Here is a 22,885-nt window from a genome sequence, read left to right on the forward strand (position 1 = left end):
TTCGTCCCAGCGCTATAGCCTGTATGCCTTGATTTAGAGCGGTTTTGTAGGACAATCAGACCAGAATCGCGACGTGTTGTGCGATCTTCTGAAAGTGGGGGATCAGCAGGCGACTTGATTCAGCGGTGAAACACAGATTTGCCAGGCGGAGGTGAAGTCTCTCAGGCGTCCTTGGGGCTGGAAGGTCTGGCGCCAGATGCGGGCCATTCCCAGCAGGTCGTCTGCTTCGGGGAGGGGAGTGTTCTGTTCTTCGATCAGCAGCCAGGCGATGGCGGTGGCGTAACGCAGGTTGACGGTCAATTCGAGGTGCGGACCACTCAGGAAAGCATGCTGGCTGGCCAGTCCGCGGACCAGGCTCGCGCGTTCCGGGTCAAGTGCCAGGTAGTGGTCCCAGAGTGCCTGGTGGCGAGGTTCGGCGATTCGGTACAGGCCGTGTCCACGGCGGTCATGCAGGGCGGAACCAAGGGCTGACTGACTGGCGGCGACACCCAGCAGCAGGGATTCGGCAGTTGCGCTATGGCGTCCGAGGTAGATCAAGGTCGGACGGATCACATAACGACACAGTTCGCTGGCAGCGATACCCATAAAACCCTCGAAACCATCAAATGGGCGGCGACACCTGAAGGGCATTGGCAGCAGTGGATCGACTCAGGCTCGCCGGAAGCGGATTTGGCCGCTTGAGTTGAAGTGTAGTGTCATATTCGCGATGTAAAGGCCTGTTTTTAAAATATTTCCGGCTTCGAGTTATAACCGTTATATCGGTTTGTGCTTAAGCGAGTGCAGCGAAAAGAGAAACATCGGGCAATAAAAAGCCCCGCTTTTTGAGCAGGGCTTTTGAGGTTTTCAGTCTTTCTGGCGTATCAGGCAACCAGTGCCTGACGGGTACGATCGATCACGGCCTGCAGCGGCTCGGCGCTGGAGTATTGATCGGGGTACAGGCGTTCGCTGTGACGAGCGATACCGTGTTCGTTGACCAGGGTGAAGCTGAAGCAGCCTTTGCGAGCGGCCATGATCAAGCAGTTCATTGGTGCAAAAGCGTTGGTTAGGGTGCGAATGGCATCCTGGGTATGGATTTGAGTAGACATAGTCATTGGGTGTTCCTACAAGCGACACGGATAAGAACCGTGCAAAATTAAAACGTTCCAGTGACGCCGACCACCGTTGGTCGAACGAAGAACCCGACTGGAACAAAGCAGCCAGTTTGAAGCGCTGATAAGTTGGCGCGCTTGGGCTGGCAGGTAGGTACTTAGGAGGGCAGGCAACACATCAAGGGCAAAGGTTCTGGGCCCGGGGTGAAGATCCTGATCAATTTGCAGGTTGGTTCGGTCAGAGTAAGTGAGCTTCGCAACACCCTTTGCTTTCGATTCAAAGGCAGTGTTGACGCAAGATTTACCTGGAAACCATCGAGGTGGTCGATCCCGCTTTGTCGGTGGAGGCTTCCGTTGGGAAGGCAGACCGGGGGGATTTGTTCGACCAGAATTGACTTTCAGCTTGGTACTAACGCCGCGGATACTAACGGATTGAATTGCAGAAAGGAAGTGTGTTAGCAAAATAGATCCATGAAGTGCCTGCCAAAAGCTAACGGTTTGGCGGCTGGACACGGTCATGATCCGCAGACCCGCGCCGTAATAGCACAAAATTCGACCGCTGGTCGTCGAAGTACATCCAGCCTGGTCCGGCCTGAATCATGGGTTTGCCAGGTTTATCCCCAGAATCAGGTGACAAAATGCGCCGAAAAAGCGCATCGATATAACTGCCTCGAAGGTACTTGTGCACATAAGTTGCGCGGGTTGTCACCCCACTGTCATCTTCGCTTCAAGCATAGTGGGTGCCTGTAACGAAAATTTAAGTCAATGAAAAACATCGCTTTTTTTTACTGGTGAAAAAATCGTCAGTTTGACTGCGAGCCCCATTCCATAGGGGTTTGCGAGAGTTCAAGTGGGGTTGTCCACTGAGTTATCCACAGCTTCTGTGGATTGTCCCGAGCGCTTGCTCTAGGACGGGCGTGCAGGGTTTTTTTAGGCTTTACCTGTAAGAAAAAAAGAGTAGAGTTGCGCGCCTTCCGATCTGCCCCACAGTGCTTTATGAAGTTTCGCTCAGTATCAGTTTCTGTAACCTCTACACCCTCCAGTGTTACCCCGCCCAAGCGCTTCTCAATGCGCGTGGCCGAATGGTTGCTGGACAGCCCGCGCCTGGGCGAAAACGTCAACGTCAAACACTTGGCCGGGCATTTGCTCAAGCAGCCGGCCCGTGACGGGGTCGTGGCCGCGCAAAGCCGTCTTGGCCAGTTGATGTGCCGCGAATGTGGCAACGCCCGGGATCGCCGCATTGGCCAGGACCTTTTGCGTCAGGCCGCGCGCGCTGGGGATCGGCGCGCCCAGCAGGAACTCGGTCTGATCGAAGACTGAGCTGTCCAAGACCTGACGCCTTGGTTAACCTTCAAGCTTTATTTGATTGGCAGGAGTGGCTATGGCTATGGACTTGACCAGCGCATTGCTCGGTCTGGCGGGCGCTGCGCTGCCGTTGCTGATACTGGCCTGGCAACTTCAGCGCCGAGCGAGCACCGCGCAGTCAGAGGTTGCGCTGTTGCAAGAGCGACTGGCCACAGCCGGTCTGGCCCAGGATGGATTGAACATCCAGCTCGAAGCCTGTCGCGATGAAATCGCCGATCTGGGGCAGGCCAACGCCGCCAGGCAAGCAGACCTGGCCGCCCTGCGCCGTGAAGTCGAACTGTTGCAGATCGAACGCGACGACGCCCGCGATGCCGCCCATGCCTGGAATCTCGAGCGCGCCGGCAAAGAGGCTGAGTTGCGCCGCCTGGACGCCCAGGCCGCTTCTCTCAACGCGGAGCTGCGCGAACAGCAGGAAAGCCATCAGCAGCGCCTCAACGACCTGCAAGGCTCGCGAGACGAGCTGCGTGCGCAGTTCGCGGAGCTGGCGGGCAAGATCTTTGACGAGCGTGAGCAGCGCTTTGCCGAAACCAGTCAGCAGCGACTGGGGCAGTTGCTCGATCCATTGAAGGAGCGCATCCAGTCTTTCGAAAAACGCGTCGAGGAAAGCTATCAGGCTGAAGCGCGGGAGCGTTTTTCCCTGGCCAAGGAGCTGGAACGGCTGCAACAACTGAACCTGCGTCTGAGCGATGAAGCCACCAACCTGACCCGCGCCTTGAAAGGGCAAAAAACCCAGGGCAATTGGGGCGAGCTGATTCTTGAACGGGTGCTTGAACACGCGGGGCTGGAGAAGGGACGTGAGTACCAGACTCAGGTCAATCTCAAAGGCCCGGACGGTGAGCGTTTCCAGCCGGACGTGATCATTTATCTACCGGGCGACAAGCAGGTGGTGGTCGACTCCAAGGTCAGCCTAACCGCCTACCAGCAATACGTCGCTGCCGAAGACGATGCCATCGGCCAGATCGCCATCAAGCAGCACGTGCTGTCCCTGCGCAATCACGTCAAAGGCCTGGCCGGTAAGGATTACAAACGTCTCGACGGTTTGCACAGTCTGGATTTCGTCTTGCTGTTTGTACCGATCGAAGCGGCGTTTTCTGCCGCGTTGCAAGTTGAGCCGACGCTGTTCCAAGAGGCGTTCGACCGCAATATCGTGATCGTCAGCCCGACCACCTTGTTGGCGACGTTGCGAGTCATCGACAGCCTGTGGAAGCAGGAGCGTCAGAGCCAGAACGCCCGGGAAATCGCCGAGCGCGCCGGGTGGCTGTACGACAAGTTCGTGTTGTTCATTCAGGATCTGGATGAAGTCGGCAATCGCTTGCAGCAACTGGATAAGGCCTACAGCTCCGCGCGTAACAAGCTGACAGAAGGGCGGGGCAACCTGGTCAGCCGCAGTGAGCAGCTCAAGTTGCTCGGGGCGCGAGCCAGCAAGAGCCTGCCGGCGGATCTGCTGGAACGGGCGATGACCGACGTGGATGGATTGGCCGAGTTGCCGGAGTAGCCGAAAAGCTTCGCGAGTAAGCCCGCTCCCACATTGGATTCGAGGTGTTCACAAGATCCCTGTGGGAGCGGGCTTGCCCGCGAGGGCGACCGTTGCGCCACCGCAAGGCTCAACCCTGGCGCGCTACAACGGCAAATGCCGACTCAACAACGCCCGCAACGCCGCCGGTTTCACCGGTTTGGCCAGGTAGTCCAGGCCTGCCGCATGCACCTGGGCCACCATCTCCGGTCGTCCATCGGCGCTAATCACCACGCCGGGTACTGGCTCGCCCAGTCGGGTCCGTAGCCACGCCATCAGTTCGGTCCCCGTTTCGCCATTGTCCAGGTGGTAATCCACCAGCGCGAGTTGCGGACGTACCCCATCACTGAGCAGTGCCGCGCATTCATCGCGATTGCGCGCCGTCCAGACCTGACAGCCCCAACGGGTCAGCAAACTGTTCATGCCGATCAGAATGCTGTCTTCGTTGTCGATACACAGTACTTGCGCGCCGCTCAGCAGTTTGCCGTTGAGGTCGGCGACCTTGGCCGGGATAACGGTTTGCGACCGGGCCAACGGCACACTGACACTGAATACACTGCCGCGTCCCGGCCAGGAACGTACCTGTAGCGTGTGGCCCAGCACGCGGCACAAGCCATCGGCAATCGCCAGGCCCAGGCCCAGGCCTTTCTCGGCACGGGTCTGGTGGCTGTCGAGGCGTTTGAACTCTTCGAAAATCACCTGCTGTTTATCTTTCGGAATCCCCGGCCCCCGGTCCCAGACCTCCAGACACAGCTCGCCCTTGCGACGCCGAACGCCCAGGAGTACCGGCCCCTTGGCGTAGCGGAAGGCGTTGGTCAGGAAGTTCTGCAAGATCCTCCGCAACAACTTGATGTCGCTGTCGACGCGTAGCGTGCTGCCCCTGACGCGGAATTTCAGCCCCTGATCCCGGGCCAGCGCCTTGAACTCGGCGCCGAGGGCGTCGAACAGTTCATTGAGCACGAACGGCTGGGGATCGGGGTTGATCTTGCCGTTTTCCAGGCGGGAAATGTCCAGCAAATCGCTAATCAGATCCTCGGCCGAGCGCAGTGAAGAATCCAGATGATGGACCAGTTTCTGCGCTTCACCGGACAATCCGTCGTCCTGGTGGGAGAGGGCGGCCGAGAACAGCCGCGCCGCGTTCAACGGTTGCATCAAGTCATGACTGACGGCAGCCAGGAAACGGGTTTTCGATTGGTTGGCCGATTCGGCAGTGCCCTTGGCTTCGGTCAGGGCAACGTTGAGTTGCGACAGTTCGTGGGTTCGCTCGGTGACCCGCTGCTCCAGGCCCTCGTTGGCTTCGGTCAGCGCCTGCTCGGCTTCGCGGAACGCAGTAATGTCGGTGAAACTCATGACGAAGCCGCCGCCCGGCATCGGGTTGCCGATCAGCTCGATCACCCGCCCATTGGGGAACAGGCGCTCAGAGGTGTGGGCGCGACCCTGGCGCATCCAGTGCAGTCGGCGGGCGACATGCACTTCGGCTTCGCCGGGGCCGCACAGGCCGCGCTCGGCGTTGTAGCGAATGATGTCGGCAATCGGTCGACCCACGCTGATCAAGCCGTCCGGATAGTTGAACAGTTCCAGGTAGCGACGATTCCAGGCCACCAGTTTCAGAGACTGGTCGACCACGCTGATGCCCTGGGTGATGTTCTCGATCGCGCCTTGCAACAGCGCGCGGTTGAATTGCAGCACCTCCGACGCTTCGTCGGCGATTCGGACTACATCCTCGAGTTGCATCTCCCGACCTTCGATGGCGGCTTTCACCACCGCACGTGTCGACGAAGCGCCGAGAACACCGGCCAGCAAACGTTCGGTGTGGGCGATCCATTCACCGTCGGCATTCTGATTCGGGTTGAAGCCTTTGCCCTGACGGTAAGCAAAGCGGATGAAGCTCTGACGGGCCCGTTCTTCACCGACGAACCGCGCGGCCAGTTCCAGCAAATCATTGATCTGCACCGCCAACATTGAACGTGAGTTGGGGCGAGCGCTGATTTCCTGACCGATAAAGCGACCGGCCTGCCAGTGTTCCGAAACCCGAGTGCGCGACAGCACCGACACCCAGGCAAACAGCGTGAAGTTGCCTGCCAGCGACAGCACCACACCTTGGGTCAACGGGGTGATCGGCAGGTCCAGCGGGTTGCCGTGCAGCCAGGCCAGGCCCGGAAAGCTGTTCAGGGACAAACCGAGGCTGTTGGCTGCGATGGGCAGGATCAGGGTGTAGAACCAGATGAACGTGCCCGCAGCGAGGCCGGCGAACACGCCTCGACGGTTGGCTTGTTTCCAGTACAGCGCGCCGAGCATGGCCGGGGCCAGTTGGGTCACGGCGGCGAAGGCGATCTGGCCGATGGTTGCCAAACTCGCGGTCGAGCCCAACAGGCGATAGCTGACATAGGCCAGCAGCAAAATCACCACGATGCTCACCCGGCGCACCGAGAGCATCCACTGGCGGAACACTTCGAACGGCCGCTCGGCGTTGTTCCGGCGCAGCAACCACGGCAACAGCATGTCGTTGGAGACCATGGTCGACAGCGCCACGCTGGCGACGATCACCATGCCGGTCGCTGCCGATGCGCCACCAATAAATGCCAGCATCGCGAGGGCAGGGTGGGATTGGGCCAGCGGCAGGCTGATGACGAAAGAGTCCGGCAGCACCGAGCTGGGCAGCAGCATCTGACCGGCGAGAGCGATTGGGACTACAAACAACGCCGCCAACGCCAGGTAAGCCGGGAACACCCATTTGGCTAGCCGTAGGTCTTGGGGGTCGATGTTTTCCACCACAGTCACGTGGAACTGCCGGGGCAGGCAGATGATTGCCATCATCGCCACACCGGTCTGCACCACCATCGACGGCCAGTTGATGGTTTCCTTCCAGTACTGTTCCAGGCGGGGTGCCAGCATGGCCTGGTTGAACAAGTCGTCGAAACCGTCGTACAGGCCATAGGTGACAAACGCGCCGACGGCGAGAAACGCGAACAGCTTGACCAGCGACTCGAATGCAATCGCCAGCACCATGCCGCGGTGGTGTTCCGTGGCGTCGAGGTTGCGGGTACCGAAGACGATGGTGAACAACGCCAGCACCAGCGACACGACCAGCGCCGTGTCTTGGGCACGCGTGCCCGTGGCGTCGGCACCGGCGCCGATCAGCAGGTTAACCCCGAGCACGATACCCTTGAGTTGCAAGGCGATGTAAGGCAGCACGCCGACCAGGCAGATCAACGCCACGACCACCGCCAGCGACTGGGATTTGCCATAACGCGCGGCGATAAAGTCGGCAATGGAGGTGATGTTCTCCTGTTTGCTGATCATCACCATTTTTTGCAGAACCCACGGCGCACAGACCAGCAGCAGGATCGGCCCGAGGTAGATCGGCAGGAAAGACCAGAGTTGTTCGGCGGCCTGGCCCACGGCGCCGAAGAAGGTCCAGCTGGTGCAGTAGACCGCCAGCGACAGGCTGTACACCCAGGCACGCACCCGCGGCGGCAACGGCGCACTGCGACGGTCGCCGTAGAAGGCGATGGCGAACAGAATGGCCATATAGGCCAGGGCGACGACGGCGATCAGCCCGCTGGACAGCGACATGGGAACTCCAGACAAAAGACACCCGGGACTCCCTCCCGGTCAGACAGTCTCGCACGACCGCCCGAGTTAGTCAGTGTCGACCAAGGTCGTGGCGTGGCGGGGTGTCGCGGGTTGGTTGTCAGTTAAATTTTTTGGTGTCTGGGCGGGCCTCTTCGCGAGCAAGCCCGCTCCCACATTGGACCCAGGTGAACACAGATCAAATGTGGGAGCAGGCTTGCTCGCGAAGGCGGCCTTACGGACTCAACGCAATCTCGATCAACCGATGCAACTCTTCAATTTCCAACGGCACCGGCGAAAACAGAATGCGAAACACCGTTGGCGCCGCCAGCAGGTTGATCAGCCGATCAATGCTCGGCTTGGGCTGATCGGGGTAGCGATCCAGAATCGTCTGCAACTGCCCGCCAATGATCGTCACGCAAAAGCCCGGTGTGGTGCTCGATTGCACATCGCGCAGCATATTGCGGCCGGGTTCAGAGCTCATTTCGTCCAGATACTGCTCGGCCCAGGCCAGCACGTCACCGCGCAGGCTGCCAGTATTGGCCGGCTCGCTGTCGGGGCGCATACGCGCGAGGGCAACGTCGGCCAGCAGCGCGGACAAATCGCCCCAGCGCCGGTAAATGGTCGATGGCGTGACCCCCGCGCGCGTGGCGATTTGCGGCACGGTCACGGTGGTGCGGTCCTGCTCTTCAAGGAGCGCGCGTACGGCCGAATGAACCGATTCTTGCACCCGGGCGCTGCGGCCGCCGGGGCGTAAAGTGGGAGCTGTCATTACTTGTTTCCTGTATCGCGCCGGTGATTGCTGCTGGGCAAGTCCGGTCCTGAAAAGCCATGTATCGGACCTTAACACAAAGAATTTGCTTTAAGTGCAAGCCAGTAGCACACTCCGCAAAAGCAAAAAGTTAGCTTTTGCGGAGTATGCTTATGTCCAATGCTCGTTCAAACCGTCCCACGCTGTGGTTTCTGGCGATCACCTTGCTCAGTTTTCTCGCTGCTTCCACCGCGCCGACGCCGTTGTATCACTTGTACCAGGAACACCTGCAGTTCTCGGCCGCGACCCTGACCCTGATTTTCGGCGTGTATGCCATCAGCTTGCTGGCGGCGCTGCTCACGGTCGGTTCGCTTTCGGATTACCTGGGGCGCAAACCGGTGATTTTTACCGCCGTGTTGCTGAACATGCTGGCAATGTTGCTGTTTATCAATGCCGACAGCGTCGCCTGGTTGATCAGTGCGCGGGTGCTTCAGGGATTTGCGACGGGGATGGCCACTGCCGTCTTGAGTGCTGCGTTGCTGGACACCGATCGTCAGCAAGGGCCGCTGATCAACAGTGTCGCGCCGTTGCTTGGCATGGCGGCGGGCGCCATGGGGTGCGGATTGTTGGCCGAGTTTGCGCCGCTGCCGTTGCAGTTGACCTATTGGGTGCTGCTCACGCTGTTTGTGATGCAAGCGTTGTACGTCTGGCGTCTGCCGGAAACGGTCAGTCGTCAATCGGGAGCCTGGGCATCGCTGCGCCCGACCTTGCATGTGCCGGCCCAGGCGCGTCGAGCTTTGTGGCTGGTGTTGCCGATCAATATCGCGGCCTGGGCACTCGGTGGTTTTTACGCTTCCCTGGCGCCGTCTCTGGTGCGCACGGCCACCGGATCGACGTCGAATCTGATTGGCGGTGCGACCGTGGCGGTGTTGACGGTAACCGGGGCGTTGGCGATCTATACCTTGCGTAATCGGCCGGCCAACAAGGTCTTGCAGATAGGCGCCAGTCTGCTGCCCACCGGCGTTGCACTGATTCTAATGGCTGTGCACAGCGCTAGCCTGCCGTTGTTTTTCGTCGGCACGCTGGTGGCCGGTTGCGGCTTCGGTGCCGGTTTCCTCGGCGCCTTGCGCAGTATCGTGCCGCTGGCGTTACCCCATGAACGAGCGGGGTTGATGTCGGCGTTTTATGTGCTCAGTTATCTGGCGTTCTGCTTGCCATCGCTGTTGGCCGGGAACCTGACGCGGACCTTTGGCCTGGTGGCGACGACCGATGGTTACGGCGCTGTGCTGATTCTCCTTTCCCTCGGTGCGTTATGGGCGTTGATGCGTCAGCGTTCTGTCGAAGTCTGTGGCGTTGATGTTCGATGACCGCTAGCCTTGTCCTCGCCTGTTTTTTCGACGGACAGACCATGAAAATAATTCGCAGCAAATCCTTCACCGGTGACCGTGCCTGGGCGGCGCTGGACATCGCCAATATGAACGGCATCACCACGCGTTTGCACTGGACCGATCAGCCGTACAAATGGCACATCAACGACGGTCAGGAAGTGTTCGTGGTGCTCGATGGCCAAGTGCAGATGCGTTACCGCGAGGAAGGCATTGAAAAGGAAGCGCTGCTGGACGTCGGCGACATTTTTTACGCGTCAGTGGGCACCGAACATGTGGCCCATCCGCTGGGCGCGGCGAGGATATTGGTGATCGAGTCGGAAGGAAGCGTATAAAGGCATATCGGCAAAACAGATAACAGTTAGAGATATTACCCGTTATATAGATATTCGATTCAGATCTACCATGAATTCCACCTCACCAGAGGACAGGAGTTCGCCATGACATGCCCCAACAACGCCGCAGGCGGTTTTAAACCTTTCACTCATTTGCAGCATCCACGCGAAGTCATTCGCCAGTTCACGCCCAACTGGTTTGCCGCCACCATGGGCACCGGCGTGCTTGCGTTGGCGCTCGCGCAGTTGCCTGTGGCGAGTCCCGTTTTGTACGGGATTGCCGAAGCGCTCTGGCTGTTCAATATCCTTTTGTTCGTTTTGTTCACGGCCGTATACGCGGCGCGCTGGATACTGTTTTTCGATGAGGCTCGGCGGATTTTCGGGCACTCCACGGTCTCGATGTTCTTCGGCACCATCCCCATGGGCCTGGCGACGATCATCAACGGTGTTCTGTTGTTTGGTCTGCCGCGTTGGGGGGAAGGGGTGATACAGGTCGCCGAGGTGTTGTGGTGGCTGGATGTGGCGATGTCTCTCGCCTGCGGCGTGCTGATTCCCTACATGATGTTCACCCGTCAGGAGCACAGCATTGACCAGATGACGGCCGTCTGGCTGCTGCCGGTGGTGGCCGCCGAAGTGGCGGCGGCCAGTGGCGGGCTGCTGGCACCGCACCTGGCCGATGCCCACTCGCAACTGGTGGTGTTGGTGACAAGCTACGTGCTTTGGGCATTTTCCCTACCGGTAGCGTTCAGCATTCTGACTATTCTGCTGCTGCGCATGGCCTTGCATAAATTGCCCCACGAAAACATGGCGGCTTCCAGTTGGCTTGCACTTGGCCCGATCGGTACCGGTGCGCTGGGCATGTTGTTGCTTGGTGCCGAAGCGCCGGCGATCTTTGCTGCCAACGGCCTGCCAGGTATGGGTGAAATCGCCGCTGGAATAGGGCTGGTGGCCGGGATTACGTTGTGGGGCTTTGGCCTGTGGTGGATGCTGATCGCGGTGCTGATCACCGTGCGTTACTTGCGCGCCGGCATTCCTTTCAACCTGGGCTGGTGGGGGTTCACCTTCCCGTTGGGCGTCTATGCTTTGGCGACGTTGAAACTGGCCGGCACGTTGCACCTGACATTTTTCAGTGTCTTCGGCTGCGCACTGGTGGCGTTGCTGGCGGTGATGTGGCTGATCGTCGCCAAACGGACTGTGCAGGGTGCCTGGCGGGGAGAGTTGTTTGTGTCGCCGTGCATAGCAGGATTAAAGAAGTAAACCTGCAAAGATTAGGTAATGTGTGGCCTGGATCGACATCTGATATTCCAATCACTGTATCCAAGCCACTCTCTACCCAAACTCAGGGACACACGGAAGATGAGTCACCCCTCACAGTTCACCTTGCTTCGCACCCGGCGCTTCCTGCCATTCTTCATTACGCAGTCCCTCGGTGCGTTCAACGACAACATCTTCAAGCAGTCGTTGATCCTCGCCATTTTGTACAAGTTGACGATCGACGGTGACCGTTCGATCTGGGTCAACCTGTGTGCGTTGCTATTCATCCTGCCGTTCTTTCTGTTCTCGGCGCTGGCCGGTCAGTTCGGGGAAAAATTCGCCAAGGACGCGCTGATCCGTCTGATCAAGCTTGGCGAAATCGCCATCATGGCGGTGGGCGCTGTCGGCTTCATGTTCGATCACCTGTCGCTGATGCTGCTGGCGCTATTCGCCATGGGCACTCATTCGGCGCTGTTCGGGCCGGTGAAATACTCGATCCTGCCCCAGGCCCTGCGCGAAGAGGAGTTGGTGGGTGGCAACGGGCTAGTGGAAATGGGCACTTTCCTTGCGATCCTCGCCGGGACCATCGGTGCCGGGATCATGATGTCGTCCAGTCATTACGCCCCCGTTGTTTCCACAGCGATCATCGCGATTGCCGTGCTCGGCTACCTGGCCAGTCGCAACATCCCACGGGCTGCGGCCGCTTCGCCGGAAATGCGTCTGAACTGGAACATCTTCAGCCAGTCCTGGGCCACCTTGAAGTTGGGCCTGGGGCAAACCCCGGCAGTGTCGCGCTCGATTGTCGGTAACTCGTGGTTCTGGTTTGTCGGGGCGATTTATCTGACGCAGATTCCGGCATATGCCAAGGAGTGGATGCACGGCGATGAAACCGTGGTGACGCTGATTCTTACGGTGTTCTCGGTCGGTATCGCACTGGGATCGATGCTCTGCGAGAAACTGTCCGGACGCAAAGTGGAAATCGGCCTGGTGCCATTCGGCTCTTTTGGCCTGACGGTATTTGGGTTGTTGCTGTGGTGGCATTCCGGCGGAATTCCGGTCAGCGTTGAGGGCCATGGTTGGACCGAGATTCTCGGTTTTGGCCACACCTGGCTGGTGTTGATCGACATCCTCGGCCTAGGCATTTTCGGCGGCTTCTATATCGTGCCGCTGTATGCGTTGATCCAGTCGCGCACCCCCGAGAACGAGCGGGCGCGGGTGATCGCTGCCAACAATATTCTTAACGCGCTGTTCATGGTGGTCTCGGCGATTGTGTCGATCGTCCTGCTGAGCATGGTCGAACTGTCGATCCCGCAGTTGTTCTTGGTGGTGTCGCTGCTGAACATCGGCGTCAACGCCTACATCTTCAAGATCGTCCCCGAGTTCAGCATGCGTTTCATGATCTGGCTGCTCAGCCATTCCATGTACCGCGTGGAGCATCGCAATCTGGAACTGATTCCCGATGAAGGCGCGGCGCTGCTGGTTTGCAACCATGTTTCGTTTGTTGATGCGTTGTTGATTGGTGGCGCGGTGCGTCGGCCGATTCGCTTTGTGATGTATTACAAAATCTACAACCTGCCCGTGCTGAACTTCATCTTTCGCACGGCTGGGACGATTCCGATCGCAGGACGTCAGGAAGACATTCAGATTTACGAAAAGGCCTTCACCCGGATTGCCCAGTACCTGAAGGACGGCGAATTGGTGTGCATTTTCCCTGAGGGCAAGTTGACGGCTGATGGCGAGATCAACGAGTTCAAGGGCGGTGTGAGGCGGATTCTCGAAGAGACACCGGTGCCGGTGATTCCGTTGGCCTTGCAGGGGTTGTGGGGGAGTTTCTTTAGCCGCGATCCGGGCAAGGGAATGTTTCGTCGGTTGTGGTCGCGGGTGACGTTGGTGGCGGGGCCGGCGGTCGCCGTGGAGGTGGCGGAGCCTGCTAAGTTGCAGGCGTTGGTGGGGGATTTGCGTGGGACCGTTAGATAGTCGTTGTCTTTGATGGCCCCTTCGCGGGCAAGCCCGCTCCCACATTGTTTTTGTGTCGTTCACAAATCGAGTGTGGGAGCGGGCTTGCTCGCGAAGGCGACTGAGGCTTAAGCGCTGATCTTGAGCCCAATCAACCCGGCAATGATCAATGCCACACTGGCCAGCCTGAACAGTGCCATGGATTCACCAAACAGAATGATCCCGGCAATCACCGTCCCGACGGCACCCACACCCGTCCAGATCGCATAGGCCGTACCCAGCGGCAGTTCCTTCATGGCAAGGCCCAGCAGGCCAAGGCTGATGGCCATGGCGGCAACGGTCAATGCGGTGGGGAGAGGGCGGCTGAAACCATCGGTGTATTTCAGGCCGACGGCCCAGCCCACTTCGAACAGGCCGGCGAAAAACAGAATGATCCAGGACATGAATGACCTCCATCGATTGACGGGGTCGTCCCCAGATTAATGACTCGATCGAGCCGCAAGGTCGTCCTCGCGTTGCGCAGTATAGTGCCCATCATTAACCTGGGGATCAAGTTTATGGATCAGTCGGTAGCCTGCCGAGCCGCTATTTCCCGATCTTCTTTCTCGCTCATCCGACGGAAATAAGTCGAGAGCAGAGCCCCGGAAATGTTGTGCCAGACACTGAACAGCGCGCTCGGCACTGCCGCCAGTGGCGAGAAGTGCGCACTGGCCAGCGCGGCGCCCAACCCGGAATTCTGCATGCCGACTTCCAGGGCCAGGGATTTGCGCTGAGCCAATGGCAACTTGAACAGCCGCCCGGTGAAGTAACCCAGCAGATAGCCGAAGCTGTTGTGCAGCATCACCACGGCCATGATCAGCAGGCCGGACTCGGCAATCTTCGCCTGACTGGCGGCCACCACCGCCGTGACGATGATCACGATGCTCACCACCGAGATCAACGGCAGCACCTCCACCGCGTGGCGAACCCGATCCCCCAGCAGGCGCTGGGCAACCACGCCGAGCATGATCGGCAGCAGCACCACTTGCAGGATCGACCAGAACAACTCCATGAAAGAAACGGGCAGCCAGGCCGAGGCCAACAGCCAGATCAGTGCCGGCGTCAGCAGCGGAGCGAGGAGGGTGGTGACGGCGGCGATGGCCACTGACAGCGCCAGATCCCCACGGGCCAGCCAGGTCATCACGTTTGACGAGGTGCCGCTTGGGCAACAGCCGACCAGGATGACGCCGACAGCAATTTCCGGCGTCAAGTGGAACGCCTGGCAGAGCAGCCACGCCACACCCGGCATGATCACGAAATGCGCAACCACGCCCAAGGCCACGCGCCACGGATGGCGAGCGACTTCGGCGAAGTCTTCGAGTTTGAGGGTCAGGCCCATGCCGAACATCACCAGCCCCAGCAACGGCACAATCGCGCCCTTCAGGTCGATGAACCAGGCCGGTTGCAGGAACGCCACGACGGCGAATATCAGTACCCAATAAGCGAAGGTATTGCCGACAAAACGACTCAATGCAGCCAGTGCGCGCATGGGCTGATCCTTGTTATTAATCTTCCGAAATTACACAGCTCAAATGTGGGAGCGAGCAAGCCCGCTCCCACATGAAAACCGCGTGTCAGCTTAAATGCCTTGCGGAGTCTCTTCGCCGCCCAACGCTTCAACCAGCGCCGGCAGGAAGTCGCCGAAGGTCAGCATCATCAGGGTGAAGCTGGCGTCGAGCTGGCCGAGGGCTTCTTCGCCACCGTCCTGTTCCGCCTGGTCTTGCAGCAGGTCTTCGAACTTCAGGCGCTTGACTACCATCTTGTCGTCGAGGACGAAAGACAGCTTGTCCTGCCAGGCCAGCGACAGTTGGGTGACCACTTTGCCGGTGCTCAGGTGCAGCTGGATTTCTTCGCTGGTCAGGTCCTGGCGCTTGCAACGCACGATGCCGCCGTCTTCGTGGGTGTCACGCAGTTCGCACTCGTCCAGCACAAAGAAATCGTCCGCGGCTTTCTGAGTGGTCACCCACTCAGTCATGGTCGCCGTCGGGGACATTTTCACGGTCAGCGGACGTACCGGCAGCGAACCGATCACTTCGCGCAGGGTGGACAACAGGTCTTCGGCACGTTTTGGACTGGCCGAGTTCACCAGGATGAGGCCCTGTTTCGGCGCGATGGCGGCGAAGGTCGACGAGCGACGGATAAAGGCGCGAGGCAGGAAGGCCTGGATGATCTCATCCTTGATCTGGTCCCGTTCCTTCTTATAGACCTTGCGCATTTGCTCGGCTTCGATCTCTTCGACCTTTTCCTTCACAGCGTCACGCACGACGCTGCCCGGCAGAATACGTTCTTCTTTACGCGCGGCGATCAACAGGAAATCCCCGCTGATGTGCACCAGCGGTGCATCTTCGCCCTTGCCGAACGGCGCGACGAAACCGTAGGTGGTCAACTCCTGGCTTGCACATGAACGCGCCAGTTTGGTGGCCAGTGCAGTTTCCAACGCCTCGGCATCAAAAGGCAGATCTTGGGTCAGGCGATAGATAAGCAGGTTTTTGAACCACATGGGGTGAGTCTCTCCTTTATACAAAGGGGGGCATTATTCTCTTCGTGGCGCCATAGGCCAACCCTTCCCTAAGCCTTTGGAAGGCCTGAAAAAATTATTTAAAAAAGTGCTTGCCAGAGGTTGGAGCGCTCCGTAGAATGCGCGCCACACCGAACGTGAAGGGTGATTAGCTCAGCTGGGAGAGCGTCTGCCTTACAAGCAGAATGTCGGCGGTTCGATCCCGTCATCACCCACCATTCGCATTCAGTGTTACGCGCAGCGGTAGTTCAGTCGGTTAGAATACCGGCCTGTCACGCCGGGGGTCGCGGGTTCGAGTCCCGTCCGCTGCGCCATATTCGGTAACCTGGAACGCTGAACGCCAGGTCACCACGGAAAAGCCCGCTTAGGCGGGTTTTTTTCTGTCCGTAGTTCCTGCAGGGTGTGTCGTTTTACTGGTTTTCAGATTTTTTTGATAAATTTATCAATTAAATCAACACTTTATGAAAATCTGTGGCACAATGCGCCCCGCAACGAAGGTAAAGGGTGATTAGCTCAGCTGGGAGAGCGTCTGCCTTACAAGCAGAATGTCGGCGGTTCGATCCCGTCATCACCCACCACTACTTTCAATGTTACGCGCAGCGGTAGTTCAGTCGGTTAGAATACCGGCCTGTCACGCCGGGGGTCGCGGGTTCGAGTCCCGTCCGCTGCGCCATATTCGGTAACCTGGAACGCTGAACGCCAGGTCACCACGGAAAAAGCCCGCTTAATGCGGGCTTTTTGCTGTCTGGGGTTTGGCGTTGTGCTGGCCTCTCACTGAAAAAGCTGCCTCTTAGGGTAATGCCAAGTTAAGCGCAAAACCTGTGGGAGCGGGCTTGCTCGCGAAAGCGGTGTGTCAGGCGACATCAGTATTGCCTGTGCCGCCGTCTACGCGAGCAAGCCCGCTCCCACTGGTTCCGCACTTCGCTGACGGGTATTCACCTATTCTGGGCGCTGTTTTCGTTTCTGCCTGTTTACTGTTCGGCGTTCCGGCTGTGTCGGTAGTCGCTGACCGCTTCGTACACGGCTTTGCGCAACCGGTTGATGCCGCCAATAGGGCGATGAGCCTCAAGGCCAAACCACGGATTGAATGACTGGTTGTCGCATTGCAGGTTCAGCGCCGGGGTGTCGAAGTCTTGCGCGGGCAGTTTGATCCGGGCCACGGTTTGGAATGGCGCATCGCGTTCGCTCCACTCGATACTGGTGTCTTCGATCGGCATGTACTTGGCAGGGGCCTGCCGCTGAATCTGCAGGACGAAACATGCCGGCATCCGGTCAGTCGATAACTGCTGGTTCAATGCGTTGCGCAGGAAGTTCGGTAACTTCTGGTTTTGCACGGGCAGGGTGTAAGTCGGGCAACTTGCCGGATCGGGCATGACGCGGAACTTCGCATTGGCCTCACCGAATTTGTAGGGCGAAACTGAAAAGTAAGTAGTCTGCGTCGGACTTTCAGGGGTGGGCGCCAGTGTCGCCAGCGCAATAAACAAATGGCGAACCTGCCAGCTGCGCGGGTCCCAACCCGGGAAGAACGCCATCAGCTTTTTGCCATCAGCCTGTGCACCTACATTCTGACGGTACTCGGCCACATCACTGACGAAGAAGTTCGGATGACTGAACATCACGAAGTCCTGTTCGCCGCGACCCTGTTGATTGTCGAGCAGTTGTTTACCCGGAACATCGAGCAACTTGATCGCCATGCCCCGAGCATCGCGGATGCTGTCGAACTGAGGGTAAGCGTTACCGTTGGATAAGCGCATCGTTGCTTGCCAGGTTTTACCGGGTTCGCTGAACACGCCCTGACGCAGCTCGCCCGCAAGATCCGGCAACACCTGAACCTCGGCTTTCACGCAACCATGGGCCTTGGCGTGGGCATCGCGCAGGTAGCGCGTGCTTTCGCGGTGCTGGTCGACGATACGCACGGCTGTCTGGATGATGGCCTGGGTCATTGCGGCTTCGCCGTCGGGGATCAGTTCTTCAGCCGACACCGGTCCACGGTGCTGCCAGGCGAACCACGCGGTGGACAGCGCCCAGCCGAGCAATCCGAGACCCAGCAGCCCAAGCAGCAACTTGCCGAGGAAAGCGCCTAATCGCAGCCATAGCGTGATCAACATGGATAAGTCCTTTTAGCCGGAGCGACGGTCATGGCAGTTGTGATTCCAGGGGTCCACCCAACACTTTCAAATATTCCAGCAGCGCCCAGCGCTCTTCGGGTTGCAGTAATCGGCCAATAACGCCATTGCTCCGCTTGCCTGCGCGGAATTCGTGGCCGCTGTTGTGATTGCCGGTGATGCGAGTATCGAATACGAATCCGTTGGTAAAGGCTTCGGTGCGATAGCCGAGGTGCCTCGGGTCGTAGTCGAGTGTGCCTTTGTAGAAGGTGGTTGAGCGTTCATCCTGGGGTGAGAGCAGTTGATAAATACTCGGCACCGAACCGTTGTGCAGAAACGGCGCCGTTGCCCATACACCCGCCAACGGCCGGGCCTTGTAGGCACGCAGTTCGCGGACCCCGATCGGGAGGCCGAAGCCATCCATGTCCGGTCGTTCGGCCGACGTGATAGCCGCGTCGCGATACGCCCGGTTCTCGACGAGTGCCGTGACGTAGGCCAGTCCTTTGGCGACCGACAGCTTGCTGAGATCCAGAGGTTCGGCGGGTGTTGGATGCAATTGAACATCAAGTTGCGCCAGTTCGGCCGGGTCCCACTGCAAGGCGGTCAGATCGAAACGGTGGTCGGCAATATTGTTGGCGGCTCCCGGGTCTGTGCCAATGACATCCACCGGGAGCATTCTCAGGTGCTGCACGGATCGCCCGTCGCTTTGGGTCACGCGCGGCACGTGGCAGCCCGCGCAGTTCTCGGTGAACAGCGCGCGTCCTTTGGCAGCCAATGATTTGTCGACCACGCCCAACAGTTCTTCCGGCCAGGCGGGTGGTTTGAGTCGCTGCAGGGTTTCTTCGATCAGGTGTAAATCACGCACCCGGACGCTGGACGGATAACGGTTGTCGCCCTTGAGTGGTTGCCCGCTGCTGTCGAAGAAATTCAGAGTGGCGCCTACGCCCAAGGCCTCGCCGATGTTGCGAGCCATGGGTTGCTGGGCCGAGCCGTTCCACTGCACCCAGTCGAAGGTCCACATATCCCACAACTGCGGATAATCGACCGGAGCGTTGGCCACCCGATAGTTGGCGGGGGAAATGGCGTCGCCGAAACTGGCGTTGGCAATGCGCCCGAACGCGTCGGTGCGGCCGGGGCCTTCTTCGGTTGGGTAGAGTCCGCGATGGGTGTCGTTCCAGGCCACTTTCAAGAAGGTATCGAGAGAGCCTTTGAAGTCTTTGCGCAATTGTTGATGACGAGCGTCGTAGTCCGAGCCCAACACGTTGCGTGCGAAACGTTCGAATTTCCATGGGTTGTAGTAAGTCGACGTCAGACTGGCTACCAACGCTTGTCCGAAACTGCCACCGCGCAGCGTAGGAACGCTGGATGGCAGAACGTGCTGCGCCGAACCGCCGTCGATCCGCACAGCCTGGCCATTGAAGCGCAGTTCGCCGGTGTGGCAGGCGGCGCAGGTGATGTCCAGAAATTCATCCTGGCTGCCCGGATTCTGATGCCGGGCAAAACCCACCGGCAGATTACCGGGGTTGTTCGGCGTGGCTTTCTGGTTGGGATCGATCAGAAAACCGAAACGCGCAAGGTAGTCGGGGGCGGCAAATCGTTGTTGGGAGAAGGGCAGTTCAAGCGCGTTGAACCAGTCATAGCGCAAGCCTTTGACCTGAGTGCCCTGAGGGGTGAAGTAATAAGTCTGGCGGTCGGCAGCGCTCCATTGCTCAAGGTAATGCACCTGTTGCGCAGGAGACCAGGCGGGCAGTTTCGGGTTGGCAACGTAGTACAGAACGACGGCCAGGCCCAACCCGAGCAGCACTGCGATCAAAACCAGAAAGCGGATTAAGAGGCGCAAGATAAACATCCTTGTCGATTTATCGCTCTCTTATGCCCTAGCCACAAAGGTGCGGCAAGTGGCCATTACGCCAGATGTTGTGGGATACGGCATTTGCCTCTGTGGGGTGAAGATGACAGAAGCTTCATCCTCCTATTCCGGAAATGCGTTAAAACACCTGAACTTATCAGAAGTTTCCTGCTCTCATGCCGGTAGCCATTGGTCGTGGCCGCCTGATAAGCTCGCGGCTTTACTCGATTGCCCTTTAGGCGCATGAACAAGGAAATAGCATGAAACAGCATCGGTTGGCGGCGGCGGTGGCCCTGGTTAGCCTGGTACTTGCGGGTTGTGATTCGCAGACCAGCGTAGAGCTGAAAACCCCGGCGCAAAAAGCTTCCTACGGGATTGGCCTGAACATGGGCAAGAGCCTGGCTCAGGAAGGCATGGATGATCTGGATTCCAAAGCCGTAGCCCAAGGCATCGAAGATGCCGTCGGCAAGAAAGAACAGAAGCTGAAGGATGAAGAACTGGTCGAAGCCTTCGCAGCACTGCAGAAGCGTGCTGAAGAGCGTATGGCCAAAATGAGCGAAGAGTCGGCATCCGCCGGCAAGAAATTCCTCGAAGACAACGCCAAGAAAACCGGTGTAACGACCACCGCTTCGGGCCTGCAATATGAAGTGGTCAAAAAAGCCGAAGGCGCACAGCCTAAGCCGACCGACGTAGTGACTGTTCACTACACCGGCACCCTGACCAACGGCACCGTTTTCGACAGCTCCGTCGAGCGCGGCAGCCCGATCGATCTGCCGGTCAGCGGTGTGATTCCGGGTTGGGTCGAAGGCCTGCAACTGATGCACGTTGGCGAGAAGTACAAACTGTACATCCCTAGCGAGCTGGCTTACGGCGCGCAAAGCCCAAGCCCGGCGATTCCAGCCAACTCGGTGCTGGTATTCGACCTGGAACTGCTGGCGATCAAGGATCCAGCGAAACAAGACGACGCCGCCAAGTAATCAGCGTCTGCTCTGAAAACAACGCCTCGCTTATGCGGGGCGTTGTTGCATCTGGCGTACGGCACGGGTAAACAATGCGAACGGATGCTGTAGGCTGGAGTCATAGCCATTGAAGGCGCCTGTGCTATCCGCGCCAGAGCGCCAAGTCAATGAAATCTTGGGTTTTTTTATGTGAGTAAAAAACGCCCGATCTGAGTTGAGCCCTTATGAAACGGGGCTTTCAGGCGTGAAAAGTAGGTCTGTTCACAAGGTTATCCACAACTTGTGTGGATAACATTTCAGCGGGAGGCATCATGAAAGCACCCTGGAATTTTGCACGTTTCCTGCCACTGGCCGGACGGCTGCTCGCCCGTGGACGTTTACCGACACTGCTGTTCGCGGTGGCCAGCAAAGGTGCCAGTCAGGGCAACCGACTTGGCAAACTCAAGGATGATCTACGGTTGCTGCAGGCGCTTTGCCTGGCTTACTGGCGCGGCGAATATCGGGCCATCAGCCCCAAAGCGATCATCTCTGTCGTGGCCGGCTTGATGTATTTCCTCAGCCCGCTGGATGCCATTCCGGATTTCCTTCCGATGTTCGGCATGCTGGACGATATTGCCGTACTGGCCTGGCTGATGAAGATCCTCGACGACGAACTCAACGCCTTCCGCGCCTGGCGCAATCGGCAGGTGCCGGAGAAGCTCGCCAGAGTCGAACGCCTGCCCGACACCCCTGAGCAGCTGAAGCTTCAAAAGCCGAAAAAAAGCTGAGCCGATTCAAGATCATCCTTATATTCAAACCCCCCGCGACCTTGGCCGCTGTTAGGATTACACTTCTAGGGAAAAGTGCCGACTCGCTAAGTGTCGTTGTCCTACGGGGAAGTCATGGATATTCAGATAATCACACGCGAAGGCGAACCCGAATATGCGGTTCTGCCATGGGCTCAGTATCAGGCTCTACTGAAAGCAGCAGGCATCATCGAACAACCGCCGCGCCAGGCCACAGTGCCTCCCGCGGCCACACCAGACCAGATTCTTCCGGGTCTGGATCAACTACGCAGTTTGCGCGAAGGGAAGGGCATCGCCATCGAGGCGCTAGCCCGCACGGTAGGCATCAGCCCGTCTTATCTGGCCTTGATCGAAAGTGGCGAGCGTCAACCCGACGCTGCGATTCGCCGCAGCCTGGCCTGGGAATTGACGGTGCCAGGGTGGAGGGATGAATCGTGAGCGTACGCATCAGTCGTCAACATTGGGACGGATTGCTGGGGGAACTGGATCAGGCGCGCCGTCAGCGTCATCTTCTGACTTATCGAGCGTTGCTGGAGCGTCTACAGCTCCCGACACCGGCTATGCAAACCCTGACTGCTGCCCTTGAGCACTTGGCCGCGCTGGACGCCAAGGCCGAACAGCCCTTGCGCAGTTCGCTGGTGATCAGTCAGGGCGCCAGCCGCCTGCCGCGCACCGGTTTCTTCGAATGCGTCGAGCGTCTGGGGCGTTTCTCCGGGCCGTCCGATGGTGTCGCAGCCGCGTCCTGGCATGCCTCTGAAGTGGTGCGAGTGTTCGAATACGAATACCCCGAATCGGCGGAAGCCTGAGTGTTTTTACGACTCAAGGCGCGGGCCGGTTACTGGTTGGCTCGTAGGATGTTTCACTGGTCATGGTTTGTGCGCCAGCCGCGCGGCTGGAGTTGGCTCGAGGGCCAATTCGCACGCATGGCGAACCTGGGTGATGTCGACGCTCAGAGCTTCTATGGCCACATCCTGACCTTTCGTGGTGTCGGCCTTGGGGCGCGTGAGGAAGGTGTGCGCTTGCTGCGCCTGGCGGCGTTGGCGGGCGATGGCAAGGCGGCGTATCAGGTGGGTGTGATTAGTTTGGCGGGCACGCCGAGCAAGGCGCCGGATGCCGCTGAAGCTGCGAAATGGTGGGGCATGGCCGCGAAGGCCGGGCATCCGCTGGCTGAACTCAAATTGAAAGAGTTGGCGTCCCGCGGTTCTGTGGATTAAACAATTGCGTGTGCGGCAAACGAACGTGGCGTGAGGGAAACCTCCCGCCACGTTTGCGTTTTATTGACGAAATGTTTGGCCGGCAGTTGCGGGCGCGACCTTCCTGATGAGTTTTCAGCACTGAAGAATTGTGTTGCTTGAGCTAACGCCTTCGCGGGCAAGCCCGCTCCCACAGGGGTTATGTTGCGTCACGCGG

The 22,885-nt window shown here is 58.8% G+C and carries 20 protein-coding genes and 4 tRNA genes; 15 read left to right on the top strand and 9 right to left on the bottom strand.

All coding sequences use genetic code 11. The features are described 5' to 3' along the window. Window positions 1-102 precede the first annotated feature (102 nt). Entirely contained in the window at window positions 103-585 is a 483-nt protein-coding gene (locus ACA055_RS08280) for a hypothetical protein (RefSeq protein ID WP_497683186.1), read from the bottom strand. Window positions 586-860: 275 nt separating this feature from the next. Then, entirely contained in the window at window positions 861-1,085 is a 225-nt protein-coding gene (locus ACA055_RS08285) for a hypothetical protein (protein ID WP_003214941.1), read from the bottom strand. A 999-nt stretch (window positions 1,086-2,084) separates the two neighbouring features. Between ACA055_RS08285 and ACA055_RS08290 the strand changes: the two genes are divergently transcribed. Further along, window positions 2,085-2,408, top strand: coding sequence for a sel1 repeat family protein (locus ACA055_RS08290; protein ID WP_497683187.1), 324 nt, complete (start codon window positions 2,085-2,087; stop codon window positions 2,406-2,408). Window positions 2,409-2,583: 175 nt separating this feature from the next. Continuing rightward, entirely contained in the window at window positions 2,584-3,948 is a 1,365-nt protein-coding gene (locus ACA055_RS08295) for a DNA recombination protein RmuC (protein WP_497684372.1), read from the top strand. 123 nt (window positions 3,949-4,071) lie between these two features. Here the strand turns inward: ACA055_RS08295 and ACA055_RS08300 are convergent, their stop codons facing one another. Both ACA055_RS08300 and ACA055_RS08305 read right to left on the bottom strand, forming a co-directional pair. Next, window positions 4,072-7,542: a hybrid sensor histidine kinase/response regulator gene (locus ACA055_RS08300; protein WP_497683188.1), complete on the bottom strand. Its 3,471-nt coding sequence runs from the start codon at window positions 7,540-7,542 to the stop codon at window positions 4,072-4,074. Window positions 7,543-7,774: 232 nt separating this feature from the next. Continuing rightward, window positions 7,775-8,311: a TetR/AcrR family transcriptional regulator gene (locus ACA055_RS08305; protein WP_497683189.1), complete on the bottom strand. Its 537-nt coding sequence runs from the start codon at window positions 8,309-8,311 to the stop codon at window positions 7,775-7,777. Window positions 8,312-8,463: 152 nt separating this feature from the next. Between ACA055_RS08305 and ACA055_RS08310 the strand changes: the two genes are divergently transcribed. The 4 genes from ACA055_RS08310 to ACA055_RS08325 all read left to right on the top strand — a co-directional run bounded on the left by ACA055_RS08310 (window position 8,464) and on the right by ACA055_RS08325 (window position 13,241). Continuing rightward, window positions 8,464-9,657, top strand: a complete 1,194-nt coding sequence (locus ACA055_RS08310) for an MFS transporter (protein ID WP_497683190.1) — start codon at window positions 8,464-8,466, stop codon at window positions 9,655-9,657. Window positions 9,658-9,698: 41 nt separating this feature from the next. Further along, window positions 9,699-10,010 carry a cupin domain-containing protein gene (locus ACA055_RS08315; RefSeq protein WP_497683191.1) on the top strand — a complete coding sequence of 104 codons (312 nt, stop codon included), beginning with the start codon at window positions 9,699-9,701 and terminating at the stop codon, window positions 10,008-10,010. A 105-nt stretch (window positions 10,011-10,115) separates the two neighbouring features. After that, window positions 10,116-11,267, top strand: a complete 1,152-nt coding sequence (locus tag ACA055_RS08320) for a TDT family transporter (RefSeq protein WP_497683192.1) — start codon at window positions 10,116-10,118, stop codon at window positions 11,265-11,267. Between the two features lie 99 nt (window positions 11,268-11,366). After that, window positions 11,367-13,241, top strand: a complete 1,875-nt coding sequence (locus ACA055_RS08325; protein ID WP_497683193.1) for an MFS transporter — start codon at window positions 11,367-11,369, stop codon at window positions 13,239-13,241. A 107-nt stretch (window positions 13,242-13,348) separates the two neighbouring features. On the opposite strand, the gene sugE is transcribed toward ACA055_RS08325, so the two are convergent. The 3 genes from sugE to rdgC all read right to left on the bottom strand — a co-directional run bounded on the left by sugE (window position 13,349) and on the right by rdgC (window position 15,759). Then, entirely contained in the window at window positions 13,349-13,663 is a 315-nt protein-coding gene (gene sugE / locus ACA055_RS08330; RefSeq protein ID WP_497683194.1) for a quaternary ammonium compound efflux SMR transporter SugE, read from the bottom strand. Between the two features lie 119 nt (window positions 13,664-13,782). Continuing rightward, window positions 13,783-14,748: a bile acid:sodium symporter family protein gene (locus tag ACA055_RS08335; protein WP_497683195.1), complete on the bottom strand. Its 966-nt coding sequence runs from the start codon at window positions 14,746-14,748 to the stop codon at window positions 13,783-13,785. A 90-nt stretch (window positions 14,749-14,838) separates the two neighbouring features. Beyond that, window positions 14,839-15,759 (bottom strand): recombination-associated protein RdgC, encoded by a 921-nt coding sequence (rdgC, locus tag ACA055_RS08340; protein WP_497683196.1) that lies wholly within the window; start codon window positions 15,757-15,759, stop codon window positions 14,839-14,841. 160 nt (window positions 15,760-15,919) lie between these two features. Here rdgC and ACA055_RS08345 point away from each other — a divergent pair. From ACA055_RS08345 to ACA055_RS08360, 4 genes are all read left to right on the top strand, one after another. Then, a tRNA-Val gene (locus tag ACA055_RS08345) sits at window positions 15,920-15,995 on the top strand. 19 nt (window positions 15,996-16,014) lie between these two features. Then, a tRNA-Asp gene (locus ACA055_RS08350) sits at window positions 16,015-16,091 on the top strand. A 188-nt stretch (window positions 16,092-16,279) separates the two neighbouring features. Then, window positions 16,280-16,355, top strand: a tRNA-Val gene (locus ACA055_RS08355). Window positions 16,356-16,373: 18 nt separating this feature from the next. Further along, window positions 16,374-16,450: transfer RNA gene (locus tag ACA055_RS08360), tRNA-Asp, on the top strand. A 298-nt stretch (window positions 16,451-16,748) separates the two neighbouring features. Here the strand turns inward: ACA055_RS08360 and ACA055_RS08365 are convergent. Then, on the bottom strand, window positions 16,749-17,885 hold the full coding sequence (locus ACA055_RS08365; protein WP_497683197.1) for a catalase family protein: 1,137 nt from the start codon (window positions 17,883-17,885) through the stop codon (window positions 16,749-16,751). 28 nt (window positions 17,886-17,913) lie between these two features. Continuing rightward, window positions 17,914-19,722: a di-heme-cytochrome C peroxidase gene (locus ACA055_RS08370; protein ID WP_497683198.1), complete on the bottom strand. Its 1,809-nt coding sequence runs from the start codon at window positions 19,720-19,722 to the stop codon at window positions 17,914-17,916. A gap of 269 nt (window positions 19,723-19,991) precedes the next feature. Here ACA055_RS08370 and bamJ point away from each other — a divergent pair, with 269 nt between their 5' ends. The 5 genes from bamJ to ACA055_RS08395 all read left to right on the top strand — a co-directional run bounded on the left by bamJ (window position 19,992) and on the right by ACA055_RS08395 (window position 22,689). Continuing rightward, window positions 19,992-20,708: a BamJ family beta-barrel-assembly machinery protein gene (gene bamJ, locus ACA055_RS08375; protein WP_497683199.1), complete on the top strand. Its 717-nt coding sequence runs from the start codon at window positions 19,992-19,994 to the stop codon at window positions 20,706-20,708. 293 nt (window positions 20,709-21,001) lie between these two features. Next, window positions 21,002-21,457 carry a YkvA family protein gene (locus ACA055_RS08380; protein WP_497683200.1) on the top strand — a complete coding sequence of 152 codons (456 nt, stop codon included), beginning with the start codon at window positions 21,002-21,004 and terminating at the stop codon, window positions 21,455-21,457. 114 nt (window positions 21,458-21,571) lie between these two features. Beyond that, window positions 21,572-21,913 (top strand): helix-turn-helix domain-containing protein, encoded by a 342-nt coding sequence (locus ACA055_RS08385; protein ID WP_497683201.1) that lies wholly within the window; start codon window positions 21,572-21,574, stop codon window positions 21,911-21,913. Further along, window positions 21,910-22,281: a hypothetical protein gene (locus ACA055_RS08390; RefSeq protein ID WP_003223109.1), complete on the top strand. Its 372-nt coding sequence runs from the start codon at window positions 21,910-21,912 to the stop codon at window positions 22,279-22,281. Before ACA055_RS08385 ends, ACA055_RS08390 begins: the two co-directional genes overlap by 4 nt. After that, window positions 22,282-22,689, top strand: a complete 408-nt coding sequence (locus tag ACA055_RS08395) for an SEL1-like repeat protein (RefSeq protein WP_497683202.1) — start codon at window positions 22,282-22,284, stop codon at window positions 22,687-22,689. Window positions 22,690-22,885: the final 196 nt, after the last annotated feature.

It is taken from the genome of Pseudomonas sp. LBUM1657 (assembly GCF_059716075.1).